Source organism: Helicobacter pylori (assembly GCF_014498195.1).
GTDB classification, from domain to species: Bacteria; Campylobacterota; Campylobacteria; order Campylobacterales; family Helicobacteraceae; genus Helicobacter; species Helicobacter pylori_DO.
The window spans coordinates 1-13,591 of the sequence record NZ_JACTGH010000003.1; the positions used below are offsets into that span (position 1 = coordinate 1).

16 protein-coding genes and 1 tRNA gene are annotated in these 13,591 nt (G+C 38.2%); 9 read left to right on the plus strand and 8 right to left on the minus strand.

What is annotated here, in order from left to right; all coding sequences use genetic code 11:
* Positions 1 to 424 precede the first annotated feature (424 nt).
* From H7N67_RS01900 to H7N67_RS01920, 5 genes are all read right to left on the minus strand, one after another.
* Complete coding sequence (locus H7N67_RS01900; protein ID WP_187938868.1) at positions 425 to 1,180, minus strand: HugZ family heme oxygenase; 756 nt, start codon at positions 1,178 to 1,180, stop codon at positions 425 to 427.
* Positions 1,181 to 1,239: 59 nt separating this feature from the next.
* On the minus strand, positions 1,240 to 2,865 hold the full coding sequence (gene argS / locus H7N67_RS01905) for an arginine--tRNA ligase (protein ID WP_187938869.1): 1,626 nt from the start codon (positions 2,863 to 2,865) through the stop codon (positions 1,240 to 1,242).
* A 2-nt stretch (positions 2,866 to 2,867) separates the two neighbouring features.
* Entirely contained in the window at positions 2,868 to 3,107 is a 240-nt protein-coding gene (tatA, locus tag H7N67_RS01910; protein ID WP_000508592.1) for a twin-arginine translocase TatA/TatE family subunit, read from the minus strand.
* A 70-nt stretch (positions 3,108 to 3,177) separates the two neighbouring features.
* Positions 3,178 to 3,798, minus strand: a complete 621-nt coding sequence (gene gmk, locus H7N67_RS01915; RefSeq protein ID WP_000551230.1) for a guanylate kinase — start codon at positions 3,796 to 3,798, stop codon at positions 3,178 to 3,180.
* A complete protein-coding gene (locus tag H7N67_RS01920; RefSeq protein ID WP_187938870.1) occupies positions 3,791 to 5,254 on the minus strand; it encodes a hypothetical protein in 1,464 nt (487 codons plus the stop codon). Before H7N67_RS01920 ends, gmk begins: the two co-directional genes overlap by 8 nt.
* A 141-nt stretch (positions 5,255 to 5,395) precedes the next feature.
* Between H7N67_RS01920 and H7N67_RS01925 the strand changes: the two genes are divergently transcribed.
* The gene (locus H7N67_RS01925) at positions 5,396 to 5,938 is read left to right on the plus strand and encodes a phospholipase D-like domain-containing protein (protein WP_000932810.1); all 543 of its coding nucleotides are present in this window, start codon (positions 5,396 to 5,398) and stop codon (positions 5,936 to 5,938) included.
* A gap of 7 nt (positions 5,939 to 5,945) precedes the next feature.
* On the opposite strand, the gene H7N67_RS01930 is transcribed toward H7N67_RS01925, so the two are convergent.
* Positions 5,946 to 6,683: an outer membrane protein gene (locus tag H7N67_RS01930; protein WP_187938951.1), complete on the minus strand. Its 738-nt coding sequence runs from the start codon at positions 6,681 to 6,683 to the stop codon at positions 5,946 to 5,948.
* Between the two features lie 131 nt (positions 6,684 to 6,814).
* Between H7N67_RS01930 and flgH the strand changes: the two genes are divergently transcribed.
* From flgH to pseH, 4 genes are read left to right on the plus strand one after another with little or no spacing between them, the layout of a single operon-like run.
* Complete coding sequence (gene flgH / locus H7N67_RS01935; RefSeq protein WP_022576909.1) at positions 6,815 to 7,528, plus strand: flagellar basal body L-ring protein FlgH; 714 nt, start codon at positions 6,815 to 6,817, stop codon at positions 7,526 to 7,528.
* Positions 7,529 to 7,546: 18 nt separating this feature from the next.
* A complete protein-coding gene (gene pseF, locus H7N67_RS08080; protein ID WP_187938871.1) occupies positions 7,547 to 8,236 on the plus strand; it encodes a pseudaminic acid cytidylyltransferase in 690 nt (229 codons plus the stop codon).
* Positions 8,227 to 9,099, plus strand: a complete 873-nt coding sequence (locus tag H7N67_RS08085; protein ID WP_269566000.1) for a CMP-N-acetylneuraminic acid synthetase — start codon at positions 8,227 to 8,229, stop codon at positions 9,097 to 9,099. The genes pseF and H7N67_RS08085 overlap by 10 nt, the downstream gene beginning before the upstream one ends.
* A complete protein-coding gene (pseH, locus tag H7N67_RS01950) occupies positions 9,096 to 9,638 on the plus strand; it encodes a UDP-4-amino-4,6-dideoxy-N-acetyl-beta-L-altrosamine N-acetyltransferase (protein WP_187938872.1) in 543 nt (180 codons plus the stop codon). The genes H7N67_RS08085 and pseH overlap by 4 nt, the downstream gene beginning before the upstream one ends.
* On the opposite strand, the gene H7N67_RS01955 is transcribed toward pseH, so the two are convergent.
* Entirely contained in the window at positions 9,571 to 10,509 is a 939-nt protein-coding gene (locus H7N67_RS01955) for a tetraacyldisaccharide 4'-kinase (RefSeq protein WP_187938873.1), read from the minus strand. The genes pseH and H7N67_RS01955 overlap by 68 nt on opposite strands.
* Positions 10,506 to 11,288 carry an NAD+ synthase gene (locus H7N67_RS01960; protein WP_187841949.1) on the minus strand — a complete coding sequence of 261 codons (783 nt, stop codon included), beginning with the start codon at positions 11,286 to 11,288 and terminating at the stop codon, positions 10,506 to 10,508. Before H7N67_RS01960 ends, H7N67_RS01955 begins: the two co-directional genes overlap by 4 nt.
* An 84-nt stretch (positions 11,289 to 11,372) precedes the next feature.
* Here H7N67_RS01960 and H7N67_RS01965 point away from each other — a divergent pair.
* The 4 genes from H7N67_RS01965 to minE all read left to right on the plus strand — a co-directional run bounded on the left by H7N67_RS01965 (position 11,373) and on the right by minE (position 13,589).
* Positions 11,373 to 11,449: transfer RNA gene (locus H7N67_RS01965), tRNA-Arg, on the plus strand.
* Positions 11,450 to 11,536: 87 nt separating this feature from the next.
* Positions 11,537 to 12,529: a ketol-acid reductoisomerase gene (gene ilvC / locus H7N67_RS01970; RefSeq protein ID WP_187938874.1), complete on the plus strand. Its 993-nt coding sequence runs from the start codon at positions 11,537 to 11,539 to the stop codon at positions 12,527 to 12,529.
* Positions 12,530 to 12,552: 23 nt separating this feature from the next.
* Positions 12,553 to 13,359: a septum site-determining protein MinD gene (minD, locus tag H7N67_RS01975; protein WP_187938875.1), complete on the plus strand. Its 807-nt coding sequence runs from the start codon at positions 12,553 to 12,555 to the stop codon at positions 13,357 to 13,359.
* Positions 13,356 to 13,589 (plus strand): cell division topological specificity factor MinE, encoded by a 234-nt coding sequence (gene minE / locus H7N67_RS01980; protein WP_000051414.1) that lies wholly within the window; start codon positions 13,356 to 13,358, stop codon positions 13,587 to 13,589. The genes minD and minE overlap by 4 nt, the downstream gene beginning before the upstream one ends.
* Positions 13,590 to 13,591: the final 2 nt, after the last annotated feature.

The following is a 13,591-nucleotide window of genomic DNA, read 5'->3' on the forward strand; positions in this document are numbered from 1 at the left end:
GGTTAAAAGCTTGCTCAAGTTTTCATAATTATCTGAAAGCTGTTGGATGCCTTTGGTGTTGGTTACCATTTGAGCGGCCTCACCGATTTGATAGCCTACGCTTGTGTAAAAGCCGTCGTCTTCAGCGTGGAGCAAAAACGAGAGAGAGAGAGAGTAAAAGGGTTTTTTTCATGTTTTCTCCTTTTTTGAAATGAGTATTTTGATGCATTATAGCATGAAAGCGTTTTTTTTTTTTTTTGTAATTTTGAAAAAATTGTGTCATTTTTTTTACTTTTTGATGTTTTTTGTGGTGCTTTTTGTTTGGTGTTAGCCCATAAAAAGGCTTTTAGCATTTTTTAAGGTTAAATAGTAAAGAGCTTGATTTTGCCATAACCTCTTTAAAAAGCGGTCTTTTGGGGCGTTTGCCCCTTATGGGTGAGAAAGCTTATTTTTTGTGGGGGAAATTGTGTGGGTTGCCTTTATCCCCAACATAAGCGATTTTATCGCCTAAAATGTCATAAGCCTGGCCAAAGCCTTTCACAAAACGCCCTTCTTTGAAATCCAATGCGATCAAATGGAAATCTTGCATGGCACGAATGGTTTTAATGCCCCCAGCACCGCCGGTTTTTTCAATGAAAGAATCAAACGCTTTGTCAAACTCCGCCCCTCTTTCAATAAATCTTGCGTTGGTTTTATAACGCAAGCGTTTCCTCAAAATAGCTGATTTAGCCTTGCTCTCATCTTCTAAAAACATCACTTCCACATTGTGGGGGTTGTTTTTAAGGCCCGCAAAATGCTCAGCCACTTCGCTCACATAAATGTAGTATTGTTTGCCATCGGTCATTAAAGGCGCATAAGAGCATACCACATGCCCATTAGGGTGTAAGGTCGCTAAACAAACAGAATCAAAGCTTCCTTTAAAGGCTTTAACTTCTTCTTCCACGCCTTTTAAGTCATGGGTTTTTTCCACGCTTTGGCACAATTCAATGATAGCGTTTTTGTAGTCTTTGGGGTCTTTAACTTCGTGGTTAAATTCAATCCTTAAGGTTTGGTTGTTGTTATAACCAATCACAATGCCTTGTGGATCCACGCTTTTAAAGGCGACATTTTCAGCGTGATGAACTTGCCCAAATTTTTTCAACAAACCTTTCATGTCTTCTACATGGTGAGCGTTCATGTGTTCTACAATACGATTAAGCAAAATATTCTCCTTAGTTTCAAAAATAAGGGGAATGTTATAACAAAAAATTAAATATTAGCTTAATCTTTAGCGGAAATTTTGGTTTTGATTTCTATGCCTAAAAGTTTGAAAGCGTTAGTCAAACTCAAACTCACCATTAAACAAATTTTTAAAAGCTCCTTAGCTTTAGGGGTGTCTAAGATTTTGCCAGCGTTATAGAAGCGGTGGAATTCTGAGGCGAGGGTTTTTGCGTATTCGCACATTTTTTGCAAGCCGTATTCTTCAAAAGAGGATTCAACCGCTTTAGGCAAGCTTAAAGCGCTAAAAAGCAAGTATTTTTCTTCAGCGTTTAAATTTTTTAAAGGGGTTTTCAAGATTTCTTCTTTAGAAAAAGGCGATTTTTCTAGCATGGTGTGGATGCGCGAATTAGCGTAATGGATATAGTAAATAGGGTTTGAGCTGTCTTGCTTTTTTAAAGTATTGACATCAAATTCTAAATGGGTATCAAGCCGTTTGCTCAAAAAAATAAACCTCAAAGCGTCTTTACCCACATCATCAATCACATCTTTAATCAAAATAAAATTACCCGCTCTTTTACTCATCTTGTAAGGCTCGTTATCTTTGAGCAAGCGCACCATTTGAGCGAGTAAGACTTCAAGCTTACTAGAATCATAGCCCAAAAACTCAAGGCTGGCTTTCACTCTAGCGATATAGCCGTGGTGGTCTGCCCCCCAAATGTTGATATATTTGGTGTAATTTTGTTGGAATTTTTCATCATGATAGACAATATCGCCGGCTAAATAAGTGCAACTTTTATCTTCTTTAATGAGCACCCGATCGCTTTCATCTTGGTAGAGTGAAGATTTGAGCCAGATTTTAGAATCCTTTTCATAAAGGGCGTTCGCTTTTTCTAATCGTTCAAACACCGCATCTTTATGTTTAAAAATTTCTTTTTCGCTCGCATAGGAATCAAAATGAATGCCTAAAGCGTCTAAATTATCTTTAATTTCTAAAAGCATTAGATCCTTAGCATAGCCGCTTAAAACTTCAATAATCGTCTCTTTATTTTCTTTAAAAAGGCTTGGCTCTAAATCGTTGTTCGCCTTTTTGGCGATTTCAATGATGTATTCGCCTTTGTAAAAGACTTCCGGGTAAGTTACGCTTTCTTTTAAAACATGCTCTCTGTAAGCGAGCCATACCGAAAGCCCTAACAAGCGGATTTGAGAACCCATGTCATTGACATAATATTCGCACAAAACTTCATGCCCTAAAAAGCGAGCGATTTTAGCCAAACTATCGCCAAAAACCGCCCCTCTAGCATGCCCTATGTGTAAAGGCCCTGTGGGGTTAGCACTCACAAATTCTAAAAAGATTTTTTGAGAATGTTTGCTTTTAACTTGAGAGCCAAATCGTTCTTTTAATTCTAAAGCCTTTTGGGTGAAACACTCTAAAAAATCTAAAGAAAGCGTGAAATTGATATAGCCCTTACAAGCCACTACGCTGTCAAAAAACCCTTGAGTTTTTTTGTGCGTGCTGATTTTAAGGGCTAACTCTTCAGCGATAACTAAGGGCGATTTTTTAAAAACTTTGGCGAGATTGAAAGCAATGGGCGTAGCGTAATGCCCATGCTCTCTGTCTTTAGGGTATTCAATAATGACTTCTTCTTCTAAAATCTCTTCTAAAACGCCCTTAATGAGAGTGTGCATGCTTAACTTTCTTGTTTGCTTTTAATCTCGCTACTCTCATGCACTTTGACTTGCGTTGCTTGAGCGTCTAGGGTTTTTGGCTCGTTTTTAGCCTCTTCTTCATCGTCTTTCACGGCCTTTTTGAAATTCTTAATCCCACTGCCTAAACCCTTAGCCAACTCTGGGATCTTTTTAGCCCCAAACAACAACACAATCACTAATAAAACGATGACCCAATGCCATATGCTTGTGAATCCGCCCATTTTTTACTCCTTAATCTATTGGTTGGTTTTTATTTGAATTATAGCTTTTTTAAAAAATAATTGATAGGTTTTATAGGGTTTCGTTTTTCCAAGCCTTACAGATTTTTTCAAAATTAAACGCTTTTAAGCGATGGACTAAAGTTTTTGCGATGCTTAAGATGATTTCTTTGGATTTTTCTAAATCTTCATTGATGATGAGGTAATCAAAGCTTTCCAAGCACTGCATTTCTTTATAAGCGTTGATCAAGCGTTTTTCTATCGTCTCTTTAGAATCCGTCCCCCTTAAAAGCAAGCGCTCTTTTAAAATCTCTTGGTTTTTGGTGCTAATAAACACTGAGCATGCGTTAGGGTAATGCTTCTTAAGGATCTCATGCCCTTGCACATCAATATCAAAAATGACGATTTTGCCCTCTTTTAAGGCTTTTTCTACAGGGATTTTAGAAGTGCCATAGTAGTGGTTATGCACGATCGCCCATTCTAAAAACTGCCCTTTTTCTATGCCTTGTTTGAATTCTTCTTCGCTGACAAAATTGTAATGCAAGCCATCAACTTCGCCCTCTCTGGGCTTTCTCGTGGTGGTGGAAAGGGAAAAATGGGTTTTTGGGATTTTTTCTTGCAAATACTTTGTAAGGGTGCTTTTACCCGCTCCGCTAGGGCCTGAAAGGATGAGTAAATTAAAATCGTTATGCATTAGGTTTTTTATCCTCTAAAGTGATTTTAATGCTTAAGGTTTTGTTTTCTAAAAGGCTTTTTAAGGACTCTTGATTGAGACTTTTTAATAAATCCTGTAAGTTTAAGCGCAATTCTAGGGGGCTGGAAGTTTTATCGCTTTCTTCTTTTTCTTGCGGGGTTTCTGTGGCATTCTCATTCTTGGAGGTTTCTGTAACACTCTCTTTAGGGGTTTCTGTGTCGTTCTCATTATTAGGAGTTTTTGCAACGGCTTCATTCAAAAAGGGCAATTCTTCCCCCATCGCTTTAGCCATCACCGGCTCAGGAATGTCTTCAATGCTTTCGTAATGGTCTTCTTGGGGTTTTTCATCTTGGGTTTGTGGCATTTCTTTTTCTTGGGTTTCTTGGGTTTCTTCTTGTGGGGTTTCTTTTTCTTGCACTTGGGGGATTTCTAATTCTTGCGGTGTTCCTGTATCTTCTTGTTTTTCTTTTTCTTGGGGCGTTTCTGCGTTTTCTTGTTTTTCTAATTCTTGTGCTTGGGTTTCTTGGAGAGCTTCTGCACTTTCTTGCGTTTTTTCTTTAGGAATTTCTAATTCTTGCACTTGGGTTTTTTCGGTAACAACTTCTTGGATTTCTTTATCTTGTGGAATTTCTGCGCTTTCTTGCGTTTTTTCTTTATTCTCTTGGCCGTTAGAGTTTTCTTGGATTTCTTTGACTAATTCTTGCATGGCTTCTAATTCTTGCGCACTTGGGGAATCTTGCGTTTCTTCTTGTTTTTCCTCCTTATTTTCTTGCGTTTCTTCTTTGATTGGCTCTTGTTCTTTGACTTGCTCTTCTTGCGTTTCTTCTTTAACTTCTTCTTGCATTTCCAACTCTTTAGAAACTTCTTTATCTTTGAGAGTTTCACCCTCTTGCGTTTCACCATCTTTAGGCTTTTCTTCTTGGGGCGTTTCTTTAACCTCTTCTTTTTCTTCTTGCGCATCTAAAGTGGGGAGTAGTTGCTCTTCATTGTTAGGCTCTTCTTTGGCTAGGGCCTCTAAATCGCCTAAATTTTCTAACTCGTCCCAATTGGTTTCTAAAACTTCTTGAGTTGGATCTAAATTCTGGCTAGGCTCTAGCTCGCTTGCGTTAGAACCAAGCTTTTTTTGAAGGACTTTCAACATTTCAGTGGGTAAAAAAGGTTTTTTGATTTTCATCTCAAAGCCCTCTAAAAAGGGCTGCGCTTCATTGCCCTTTTTATACATGCACACGCTGTTTTTATTTTGAGAGATGGTTTCTTTTAATTCTAGCCAATCCACTTGGTCTAGTTTTTCCAAACATTCATCATCGGCTATCAAAATCCATTCTGGATCTTCTTTAAGGCGTGTGGATAATTCTTGATAGTGGTTAAAATTTTCCATAGGCAATTCCAATTTCTTAGAGACACTCTCAAGCAGCTTTGTGATCATGGGGTTTTGGTTGAATAGAATCATTTTCATTTTAGGGACTCCTTATTTGATAAGAAACGCTTCTTTAAGCCTATCCATTTTATCGCTTTTTTTAAATCTTTTATTATAATCAAAAATCCACTTGGTTGGTTGTTTTTATCATAGAGTGTAGTTTAAAATAAGGATCATTTGATGTTAAACAAATTGAAAAAGATCGTTGGCGTGGGTGTGTTAGTGGGCTGTTTAGGGGTTTTGCAAGCTAAAAACAGCTTATTTGTCTTACCTTATGAGCAAAGAGACGCTCTCAATTCTTTAGTTTCTGGCATCAGTAACGCCAGAGAGAGCGTGAAAATCGCTATCTATAGTTTCACGCACAGAGATATTGCAAGAGCCATTAAAAGCGTAGCGAGTAGGGGGATTAAGGTGCAAATCATTTATGATTATGAAAGCAATCACAATAACAAGCAATCCACTATCGGCTATCTGGACAAATACCCTAACACGAAAGTGTGCTTATTGAAAGGGCTTAAGGCTAAAAACGGGAATTATTACGGCATCATGCACCAAAAAGTAGCGATCATTGATGATAAGATCGTGTTTTTAGGCTCAGCGAATTGGAGCAAAAACGCTTTTGAAAACAATTACGAAGTGCTTTTAAAAACCGATGACACAGAGACGATCCTCAAAGCCAAGAGTTACTATCAAAAGATGTTAGGGAGTTGCGTTGGGTTTTAAAAGCCCTTTAGAAGTGGTAATTATACCCCACATAAAAGGCAAAGACCCTACGCATTTGAACCTTGAGCGCATCAGTGGTGTAGTATTTGTTATTAATGGTGGGGAATTTAAAACCGATTTCAAATTCATGTTCATCTACAAATAAAGCCTTGAGGCCAAAGTTAAAGAGGAATTGAAAAGAGGTGTTATCAACCGCCTTGCTGTTAGTGATGCCTAATAATTCCTGCCCTTTACTGCCAATATACCAGCTATTCCCCGCAATCGCAATCCCCCCAAAAACGCCAATATCAACGCTAATGTCATCTTGATAGAAACTCCCTTGGAAGAAATTCCATATCGCATCCACGCCCACGCCATAAGTGATCATGTTATTGCCGCCATAATAGCCTTTAGGGTATCTCATGCCATAGCCTTGCCAGTCTAAAAAAGCGAAATAGCGCAAGCCCAAGATTTTATCCGGATGGAAAAAGTGGTTATAGCCCATGACTAATCCAATCCCATTAGATCCCATGTTGGTGAGTTTTCTAACGCTATTAACGCTAGTTATGATATTGGTGTAACCGGTTTGATAGTTAGTAACTTCTCTAACTTCATGGATATTAGTCATTAAATTGATAGAACCTGTTTGGTAATTGACTCCCATATACAAATTTTTTGTCCAAGAAGGTGCTGCACTTTCTTCTTTAGCTACTAAGGCGTGTGTTAGCAAGCTTGCACCAACTAACATTTTTAACAAGGTTCTCAATTTCATCTCCTGCAAGTTAAGTTTCATTATAAAGATCTAAATTTTACAACAACTTACTCAAAATTAAGCATTTATTCTTTATAAGAGAGTATAATTTAGGGCTTAAAATAACTCAAAAGTAAGGCTAGTGGATGAAAAAAGCGCTTTATTTAGGGGCTGTTGCGTTTAGCGTTATATTTAGCATGGCATCAGCCAATGAGCCAAAAATTGATTTTAACCCTCCCAATTATGTAGAAGAAACCCCCTCTAAAGAATTTATCCCTGAATTGAACAAGTTGGGGAGTTTGTTTGGGCAGGGTGAGCGCCCTTTATTTGCAGACAGGAGGGCGATGAAGCCTAACGATTTGATCACAATCGTTGTCTCTGAAAAAGCGAGCGCGAATTATTCCAGCTCTAAAGATTATAAAAGCGCTTCAGGGGGTAATTCCACGCCCCCAAGACTCACTTATAACGGGCTAGATGAAAGAAAGAAAAAAGAAGCGGAGTATTTAGACGATAAAAATAATTACAATTTCACCAAATCCAGCAATAACACGAATTTTAAAGGCGGTGGCTCGCAAAAAAAGAGCGAAGATTTAGAGATCGTGTTGAGCGCTCGCATCATTAAAGTGCTAGAAAACGGGAATTATTTCATCTATGGGAATAAAGAAGTGCTAGTGGATGGGGAAAAGCAAATCCTTAAGGTGAGTGGGGTGATCCGCCCTTATGATATTGAAAGGAATAACACCATCCAATCCAAGTTTTTGGCCGACGCTAAGATTGAATACACGAATTTAGGGCATTTGAGCGATTCCAATAAGAAGAAATTCGCTGCTGATGCGATGGAAACCCAAATGCCTTATTAATAAAGAGCAAAGCCTAGCATGAGAGCGATCGCTATTGTTTTAGCCAGAAGTTCTAGTAAAAGGATTAAGAATAAAAATATTATTGATTTTTTCAATAAACCCATGCTCGCTTACCCTATTGAAGCGGCACTAAATTCCAAGCTCTTTGAAAAGGTGTTTATCTCTAGCGATAGCATGGAGTATGTGAATTTAGCTAAAAATTATGGGGCGAGTTTTTTGAATTTACGCCCTAAAGTTTTAGCAGATGATAAAGCCACGACTTTAGAGGTGATGGCCTATCACATGAAAGAATTAGAATTAAAAGATGAAGATATAGCGTGTTGTTTGTATGGCACTTCAGCGCTTTTACAAGAAAAGCATTTGAAAAACGCTTGTAAAACTTTAAAACAAAATCAAAATACGGATTATGTTTTCACATGCGCTCCCTTTAGCGCTTCGCCCTATCGTTCTTTTAGCCTTGAAAACGGCGTTCAAATGGCTTTTAAAGAGCATTCAAACACGCGCACGCAAGATTTAAAAACGCTCTATCATGACGCAGGGTTGCTTTATATGGGGAAGGCTCAAGCCTTCAAAGAAATGCGGCCTATTTTTAGCCCAAATTCTATCGCTTTAGAATTATCGCCCCTAGAAGTTCAAGACATTGACACTTTAGAAGATTTAGAATTAGCCAAGCTCAAATACAGCCGTTTGAAAAACGCATGCCAGTAAAAATTTTGTGCGATTGTTTTTTAACAAGCGGTTTAGGGCATGTGAGGCGTTGTGAAAAAATCCTTTCTTTTATAGAAAAATTAGGGGTTGAAGCGAGCCTTTATTTACACAAGCAAAATAATATAAGCGCTTTTTTAGAGGGTGTTGGCAATGATGATTTTTTGATTACAGACAGCTATTGTTTAAATTCAAAGGATTTTTATCTTTTAAAAGAAAAAGCCAAAAGCCTTATGGTCATAGAAGATAAAGAGCATGCTAAGGGGTTTTACCCTAAAAACACTAAGATCATGAATTTCACGCTGAACGCTTTAAAACACTACCATCATTTATCAAAAGATTATCAGTATTATTTGGGGGCGGAATTTTACCCTGTTGATGCTCGTTTTGTTTATGAGCGTCCTATCAATACAGAAAATAAAGAAGTGCTGATCACTCTAGGGGGGAGCGAGCAAAAAACGCTTAAAGAGATAGTCAAAATTTTAGAAAATAAGGGCATGCATTTGCATATCATTTCACCCCATATCCCTAAAAATCCTCCCAAAAACACGCATTATTACAGCCCTTTAAACCCCTTAGAATTCAGTTCTTTGATGAAATTTTGCGCTTGCGCTATTAGTGCTTCTGGTCAAACCCTCTATGAATTGGCTCTTTCTCAAACGCCCTCTCTTATCCTTCCCATTGCTTCTAATCAAATCATTCAAAGCCAAGAATTTGAAAATTCAGGCATCTTCAAACAAACGAGTTTAAAAACTTTAGCTAGAGATTTTGAAAAATTACAAATTCAAAAAAATCAAGCCTGGGCAAAAAACCTGGTCTTTGGGAGTGAACTAGAGGGCGCATTAAGGGAGTTTTTAGAAATTTGAAAAAAAATTATTCTTATGGAAATATCCAAGCGATTGATTTTGTGCATTTAAACGATGGAGAAAAGTTGCTGGTTTTAGAATTTCGTAACCACCCAAACACTGCCTTATGGATGTATAGCGCTAATATTTCTTTAAAAACGCATTTGCAATTCATAGAAGATCTCAAAAATTCGCCTAGCCACCGCTATTTTTTGTTTAAAGAAGAGGGCGTTTATTTAGGGGTTGGCTCTATCACTAAAATCAATTTTTTTCATAAGCATGGGTATTTGGGGATTTATAAGAACCCTTTTTTGAAAAATAAGGGAGAAACGATTTTAAAAGCTTTAGAATGCATCGCTTTTGAAGAGTTCCAATTACATTCTTTGCACTTAGAAGTGATGGAAAACAATTTCAAAGCGATCGCTTTTTATGAAAAAAACCATTATGAGTTAGAGGGGCGTTTGAAAGGCTTTATCTCTAAAGATAAGGAGTTTATAGATATTCTTTTGTATTACAAGGATAAGAAAAAATATAATGGTCAATCTTTTCTAAAACTTTAGGGCAAATTTCTAGTTTTAAATTTAATACGCTTAAAGGCAATTTGCAATCTTGTAATTTGACGAGATCTTTTGAAGTAACCAATAAGGAAGTGGCGTTGTTTTGATAAAACTCTTTTTCTAAAAGCTCCAAATCAAAAGGGGCATGGTCTCTAAAATACAATTTTTTAACCACTTCTTTGGGTAAAAACGCATCAAGCCTGCTGGGATTAGCGATAGCCGTTACTAAAAGCATGCGTTTGGTGGGGTGGGCGATAGAGGTGATTCTTTTATAATCCTTATCTTCTGTAACGACTAAATGGGCTTCTTTATAGCTTTCAATACTTTCTCTATACAACCCGCTAGGCAAACAAAAGGGGTAGCAGGGGGGGACTTTAGGCTTTAAAAGTAAATTGAATTGGTTGAAATTAAACCTAAAACCATCGTCTAAAAACACGATTTTTGCCCCTAATTCAAGGGCTTTTAAAACGCCTAGCTCCCTTTTTTCGCTCACAATCACGCTCGCTTGTTTTAGATTTAAGGCTAAAAGATAGGCTTCATCGCCCGCTGTTTGTTGAGGAACTAAAATGTTTCCTTTAACGCTCACCACCACTAAGCCTTTAGAATCCCGTTGATACCCCCTAGAGACAATAGCCACTTCTTGGTATCTTGGAGCGATCTCTAAAATAAAGGGCGTTTTACCGCTTCCCCCAGCGATCAAATTACCGATGCTGATAAGGGGGATTTTAAAATCATGCTTTTTAGCGGTTTTTCGTTTAATTGTGGCAATGCATTGATAAATTAAAGAAAAAGGATAGAGCGCGAAAATCAACCCCTTTTGCAAAAGAGTGGGGTCATAAAAATAGCGTTCTAAAAAGGGTTTATCGCTTTTCATTCAGGGTCAAATCGTTTGGCGATAGTGGGTAATTCCAATTTAAAAGCGTTTTTTTGGATACGGCTTATGATGTTTTTCACTAAAATTTCATCATAGCCTAATTGAGTGAGCGTTTCTGCATCAATGGGCTTGTTTTTGAACAACGCTTCAATATCCTTCAATAAAGGGTCAATCATGCTATAAGGATAGCCTAAATCTTGTTCATCGCTTTGCCCCACAAATAAATCCGCGCTAGGGGGCTTGTTTAAAATCTTTTTAGGGATATTTAAACGGCGAGCGAGTTCATAAACTTCGGTTTTAAATAATTCCCCAATCGGGTTAATCGCGCATGCCAAATCCCCAAATAAAGTGCCATAGCCTAACATTCTTTCGCTTTTATTGCTCGTGCCAATGACTAAAGAATCGCTTTTTAAAGAATAGTCGTATAAAAAAGCCATGCGTAACCTTGCGCAAAAATTCCCCTTTCTAGTAAGGCTTGCGTCTTTAAAATGAGAGCCAAAGATTTTATCATAGGGGGCGATAGAATATTCTGTATAAGGGATAGAAAATTTTTCGCACAAATCTAGGGCGTCTGTTTTACTTTCTGGCATAGAGACTGAAGAGGGCATTAAAAGGGCATGGGCGTTTTCTTTAAAAACCTTTTGGCACAGCACCCCAACGACCGCGCTATCTAGCCCCCCACTCAGCCCGTAAACGACTTTTTTAAAGCCACGTTTTTGCACTTCTTTTTCTAAAAAATCGCATAAATAGACGATGAGTTTTTGGTAATCTTTTTGCATGCCTTAAATTATAATAGAAAAAACGCATCGTTTAAGTGAAAAATTAGCTTTTCTTGCTATAATTATCGTTTCACTTCTTTAAAAGTGCTCGTAGCTCAGCTGAATAGAGCAACAGGTTGCGGTCCTGTAGGTCGGGGGTTTGAATCCCTCCGAGCACACCATTTTTTAATATTCTGCATGTTTTTAAACATTATCGCTCCCATTATGGTAAAATAAATACTTGCTTAAACACGCTAGGAGATTTGATTTTGGCATTACCCGTTTATTATGATAAAGACATTGATTTAGGCGTTATCCAATCCTTACAAGTGGGTGTTATTGGCTATGGTGCGCAAGGAGAAGCCCAAGCGCTCAATTTGAGGGACTCTAAAGTAAAGGCGCGTATTGGCTTGTATCAAGGGAGTTTGAGCGCTTTAAAAGCAAAAAAAGAGGGTTTTGAAGTGCTGGGAGTCAAGGAGTTAGTCCAACAATCTGATGTGATCATGGTGCTACTCCCAGATGAATTGCATAAGGAAGTGTTAGAAAAAGAAGTGATCCCTTTTTTAAAAGAAGGCCAAATTATAGGCTTTGCTCATGGTTTTAGTGTGCATTTCAATCAGGTTGTTCTTCCAAAAGGCGTGGGCGCGATTTTAGTTGCGCCAAAAGGGCCTGGGAGCGCTTTAAGAGAAGAATACCTTAAAAATAGGGGCTTATACCATTTGATCGCCATAGAGCAAGAAAGTTCAAAAAATAACGCTAAAGCGGTGGCTTTAAGCTACGCTAAAGCGATGGGTGGGGGGAGAATGGGGGTTTTAGAAACGAGCTTTAAAGAAGAATGCGAGAGCGATTTATTCGGCGAGCAAGCGGTTTTGTGTGGGGGGTTAGAAGCGATTGTAAGAATGGGGTTTGAAACTTTACTCAAGGCAGGATACCCTGAAGAATTAGCCTATTTTGAATGCGTGCATGAAGTGAAATTGGTGGCGGATTTATTGCATTATAAGGGGGTAGAGGGCTTAAGGAAGCACATTTCTAACACCGCTGAATTTGGGGCGATTAAAAATAGAGAGCCTATGGGAAAGCTGTTAGAAAAACGCATGCAAAAAATCTTAAAAAAGATTCAAAACGGCGCATTCGCTAAAGATTTTTTACTAGAAAAGAGCTTGAATTACCCCAGGTTAAACACAGAGAGAAAAGCCCTTAAAGAGACTAAAATAGAACAAATTGGGGAAATTTTACGCGCCCCATTCAATCATAAAAAATAAATCATTAAATTAAAAGGAATTATATGGCAATAGTAGTTACTATCACTTCAGGTAAGGGGGGCGTGGGTAAAAGCACCACCACGGCTAATTTAGCGATTGGCTTGGCTGAGAGCGGTAAAAAAGTCGTAGCGGTTGATTTTGACATAGGCCTTAGGAACTTGGACATGATTTTAGGCTTAGAAAATCGCATTGTTTATGATGTGGTGGATGTGATGGAAAAAAATTGCAACCTTTCGCAGGCTTTGATCACGGATAAAAAGACTAAAAACCTTTCTTTTTTAGCGGCCTCACAAAGCAAGGATAAAAATGTTTTAGATAAGGAAAAAGTAGCGATTTTAATCAACGCTTTAAGGACGGATTTTGACTATATTTTGATTGACTCACCGGCTGGGATTGAAAGCGGCTTTGAGCATGCGATTTTGCATGCGGACATGGCGTTAGTGGTGGTAACGCCGGAAGTGAGTTCCTTAAGGGATAGCGACAGAGTGGTTGGCATTATTGACGCGAAGTCTAACCGGGCTAAAAGGGGCGAAGAAGTGCATAAGCATTTGATAATCAATCGCTTAAAACCTGAATTAGTGGCAAATGGAGAGATGATTCCCATAGAAGAAGTGCTTAAGATTTTGTGCTTGCCTTTAATTGGGATCATTCCAGAAGATCACCATATTATTTCAGCGACCAACAAGGGCGAGCCGGTGATTCGCACGGACTGCGAGAGCGCGAAGGCTTACCAACGCATCACCAGACGGATTTTAGGCGAAGAAGTGGAATACGTGGAATTTAAGGCTAAAAGAGGCTTTTTTAGCGCGTTAAAAGGGATATTTTCATGAGTTTGTTTGATTTTTTTAAAAACAAAGGGAGCGCGGCTACCGCAACAGACCGATTGAAATTGATTTTAGCTAAAGAGCGCACCTTAAATTTACCTTATATGGAAGAAATGCGTAAAGAAATCATTGCCGTCATTCAAAAATACACTAAATCTTCAGACATCCATTTCAAAACCCTTGATAGCAACCAGAGCGTGGAAACGATTGAAGTGGAAATTATATTGCCTAAATAGTT

What these genes read in the sequence shown, in the direction of transcription:
- H7N67_RS01920 (WP_187938870.1), bottom strand. Translation starts at nt 5,254, where the DNA reads ATGAAAATGATTCTATTCAACCAAAACCCCATGATCACAAAGCTGCTT.
- tatA (WP_000508592.1), bottom strand. Translation starts at nt 3,107, where the DNA reads ATGGGCGGATTCACAAGCATATGGCATTGGGTCATCGTTTTATTAGTG.
- H7N67_RS01925 (WP_000932810.1), top strand. Translation starts at nt 5,396, where the DNA reads ATGTTAAACAAATTGAAAAAGATCGTTGGCGTGGGTGTGTTAGTGGGC.
- argS (WP_187938869.1), bottom strand. Translation starts at nt 2,865, where the DNA reads ATGCACACTCTCATTAAGGGCGTTTTAGAAGAGATTTTAGAAGAAGAA.
- H7N67_RS08085 (WP_269566000.1), top strand. Translation starts at nt 8,227, where the DNA reads ATGCCAGTAAAAATTTTGTGCGATTGTTTTTTAACAAGCGGTTTAGGG.
- flgH (WP_022576909.1), top strand. Translation starts at nt 6,815, where the DNA reads ATGAAAAAAGCGCTTTATTTAGGGGCTGTTGCGTTTAGCGTTATATTT.
- H7N67_RS01955 (WP_187938873.1), bottom strand. Translation starts at nt 10,509, where the DNA reads ATGAAAAGCGATAAACCCTTTTTAGAACGCTATTTTTATGACCCCACT.
- minD (WP_187938875.1), top strand. Translation starts at nt 12,553, where the DNA reads ATGGCAATAGTAGTTACTATCACTTCAGGTAAGGGGGGCGTGGGTAAA.
- pseF (WP_187938871.1), top strand. Translation starts at nt 7,547, where the DNA reads ATGAGAGCGATCGCTATTGTTTTAGCCAGAAGTTCTAGTAAAAGGATT.
- minE (WP_000051414.1), top strand. Translation starts at nt 13,356, where the DNA reads ATGAGTTTGTTTGATTTTTTTAAAAACAAAGGGAGCGCGGCTACCGCA.
- H7N67_RS01960 (WP_187841949.1), bottom strand. Translation starts at nt 11,288, where the DNA reads ATGCAAAAAGATTACCAAAAACTCATCGTCTATTTATGCGATTTTTTA.
- gmk (WP_000551230.1), bottom strand. Translation starts at nt 3,798, where the DNA reads ATGCATAACGATTTTAATTTACTCATCCTTTCAGGCCCTAGCGGAGCG.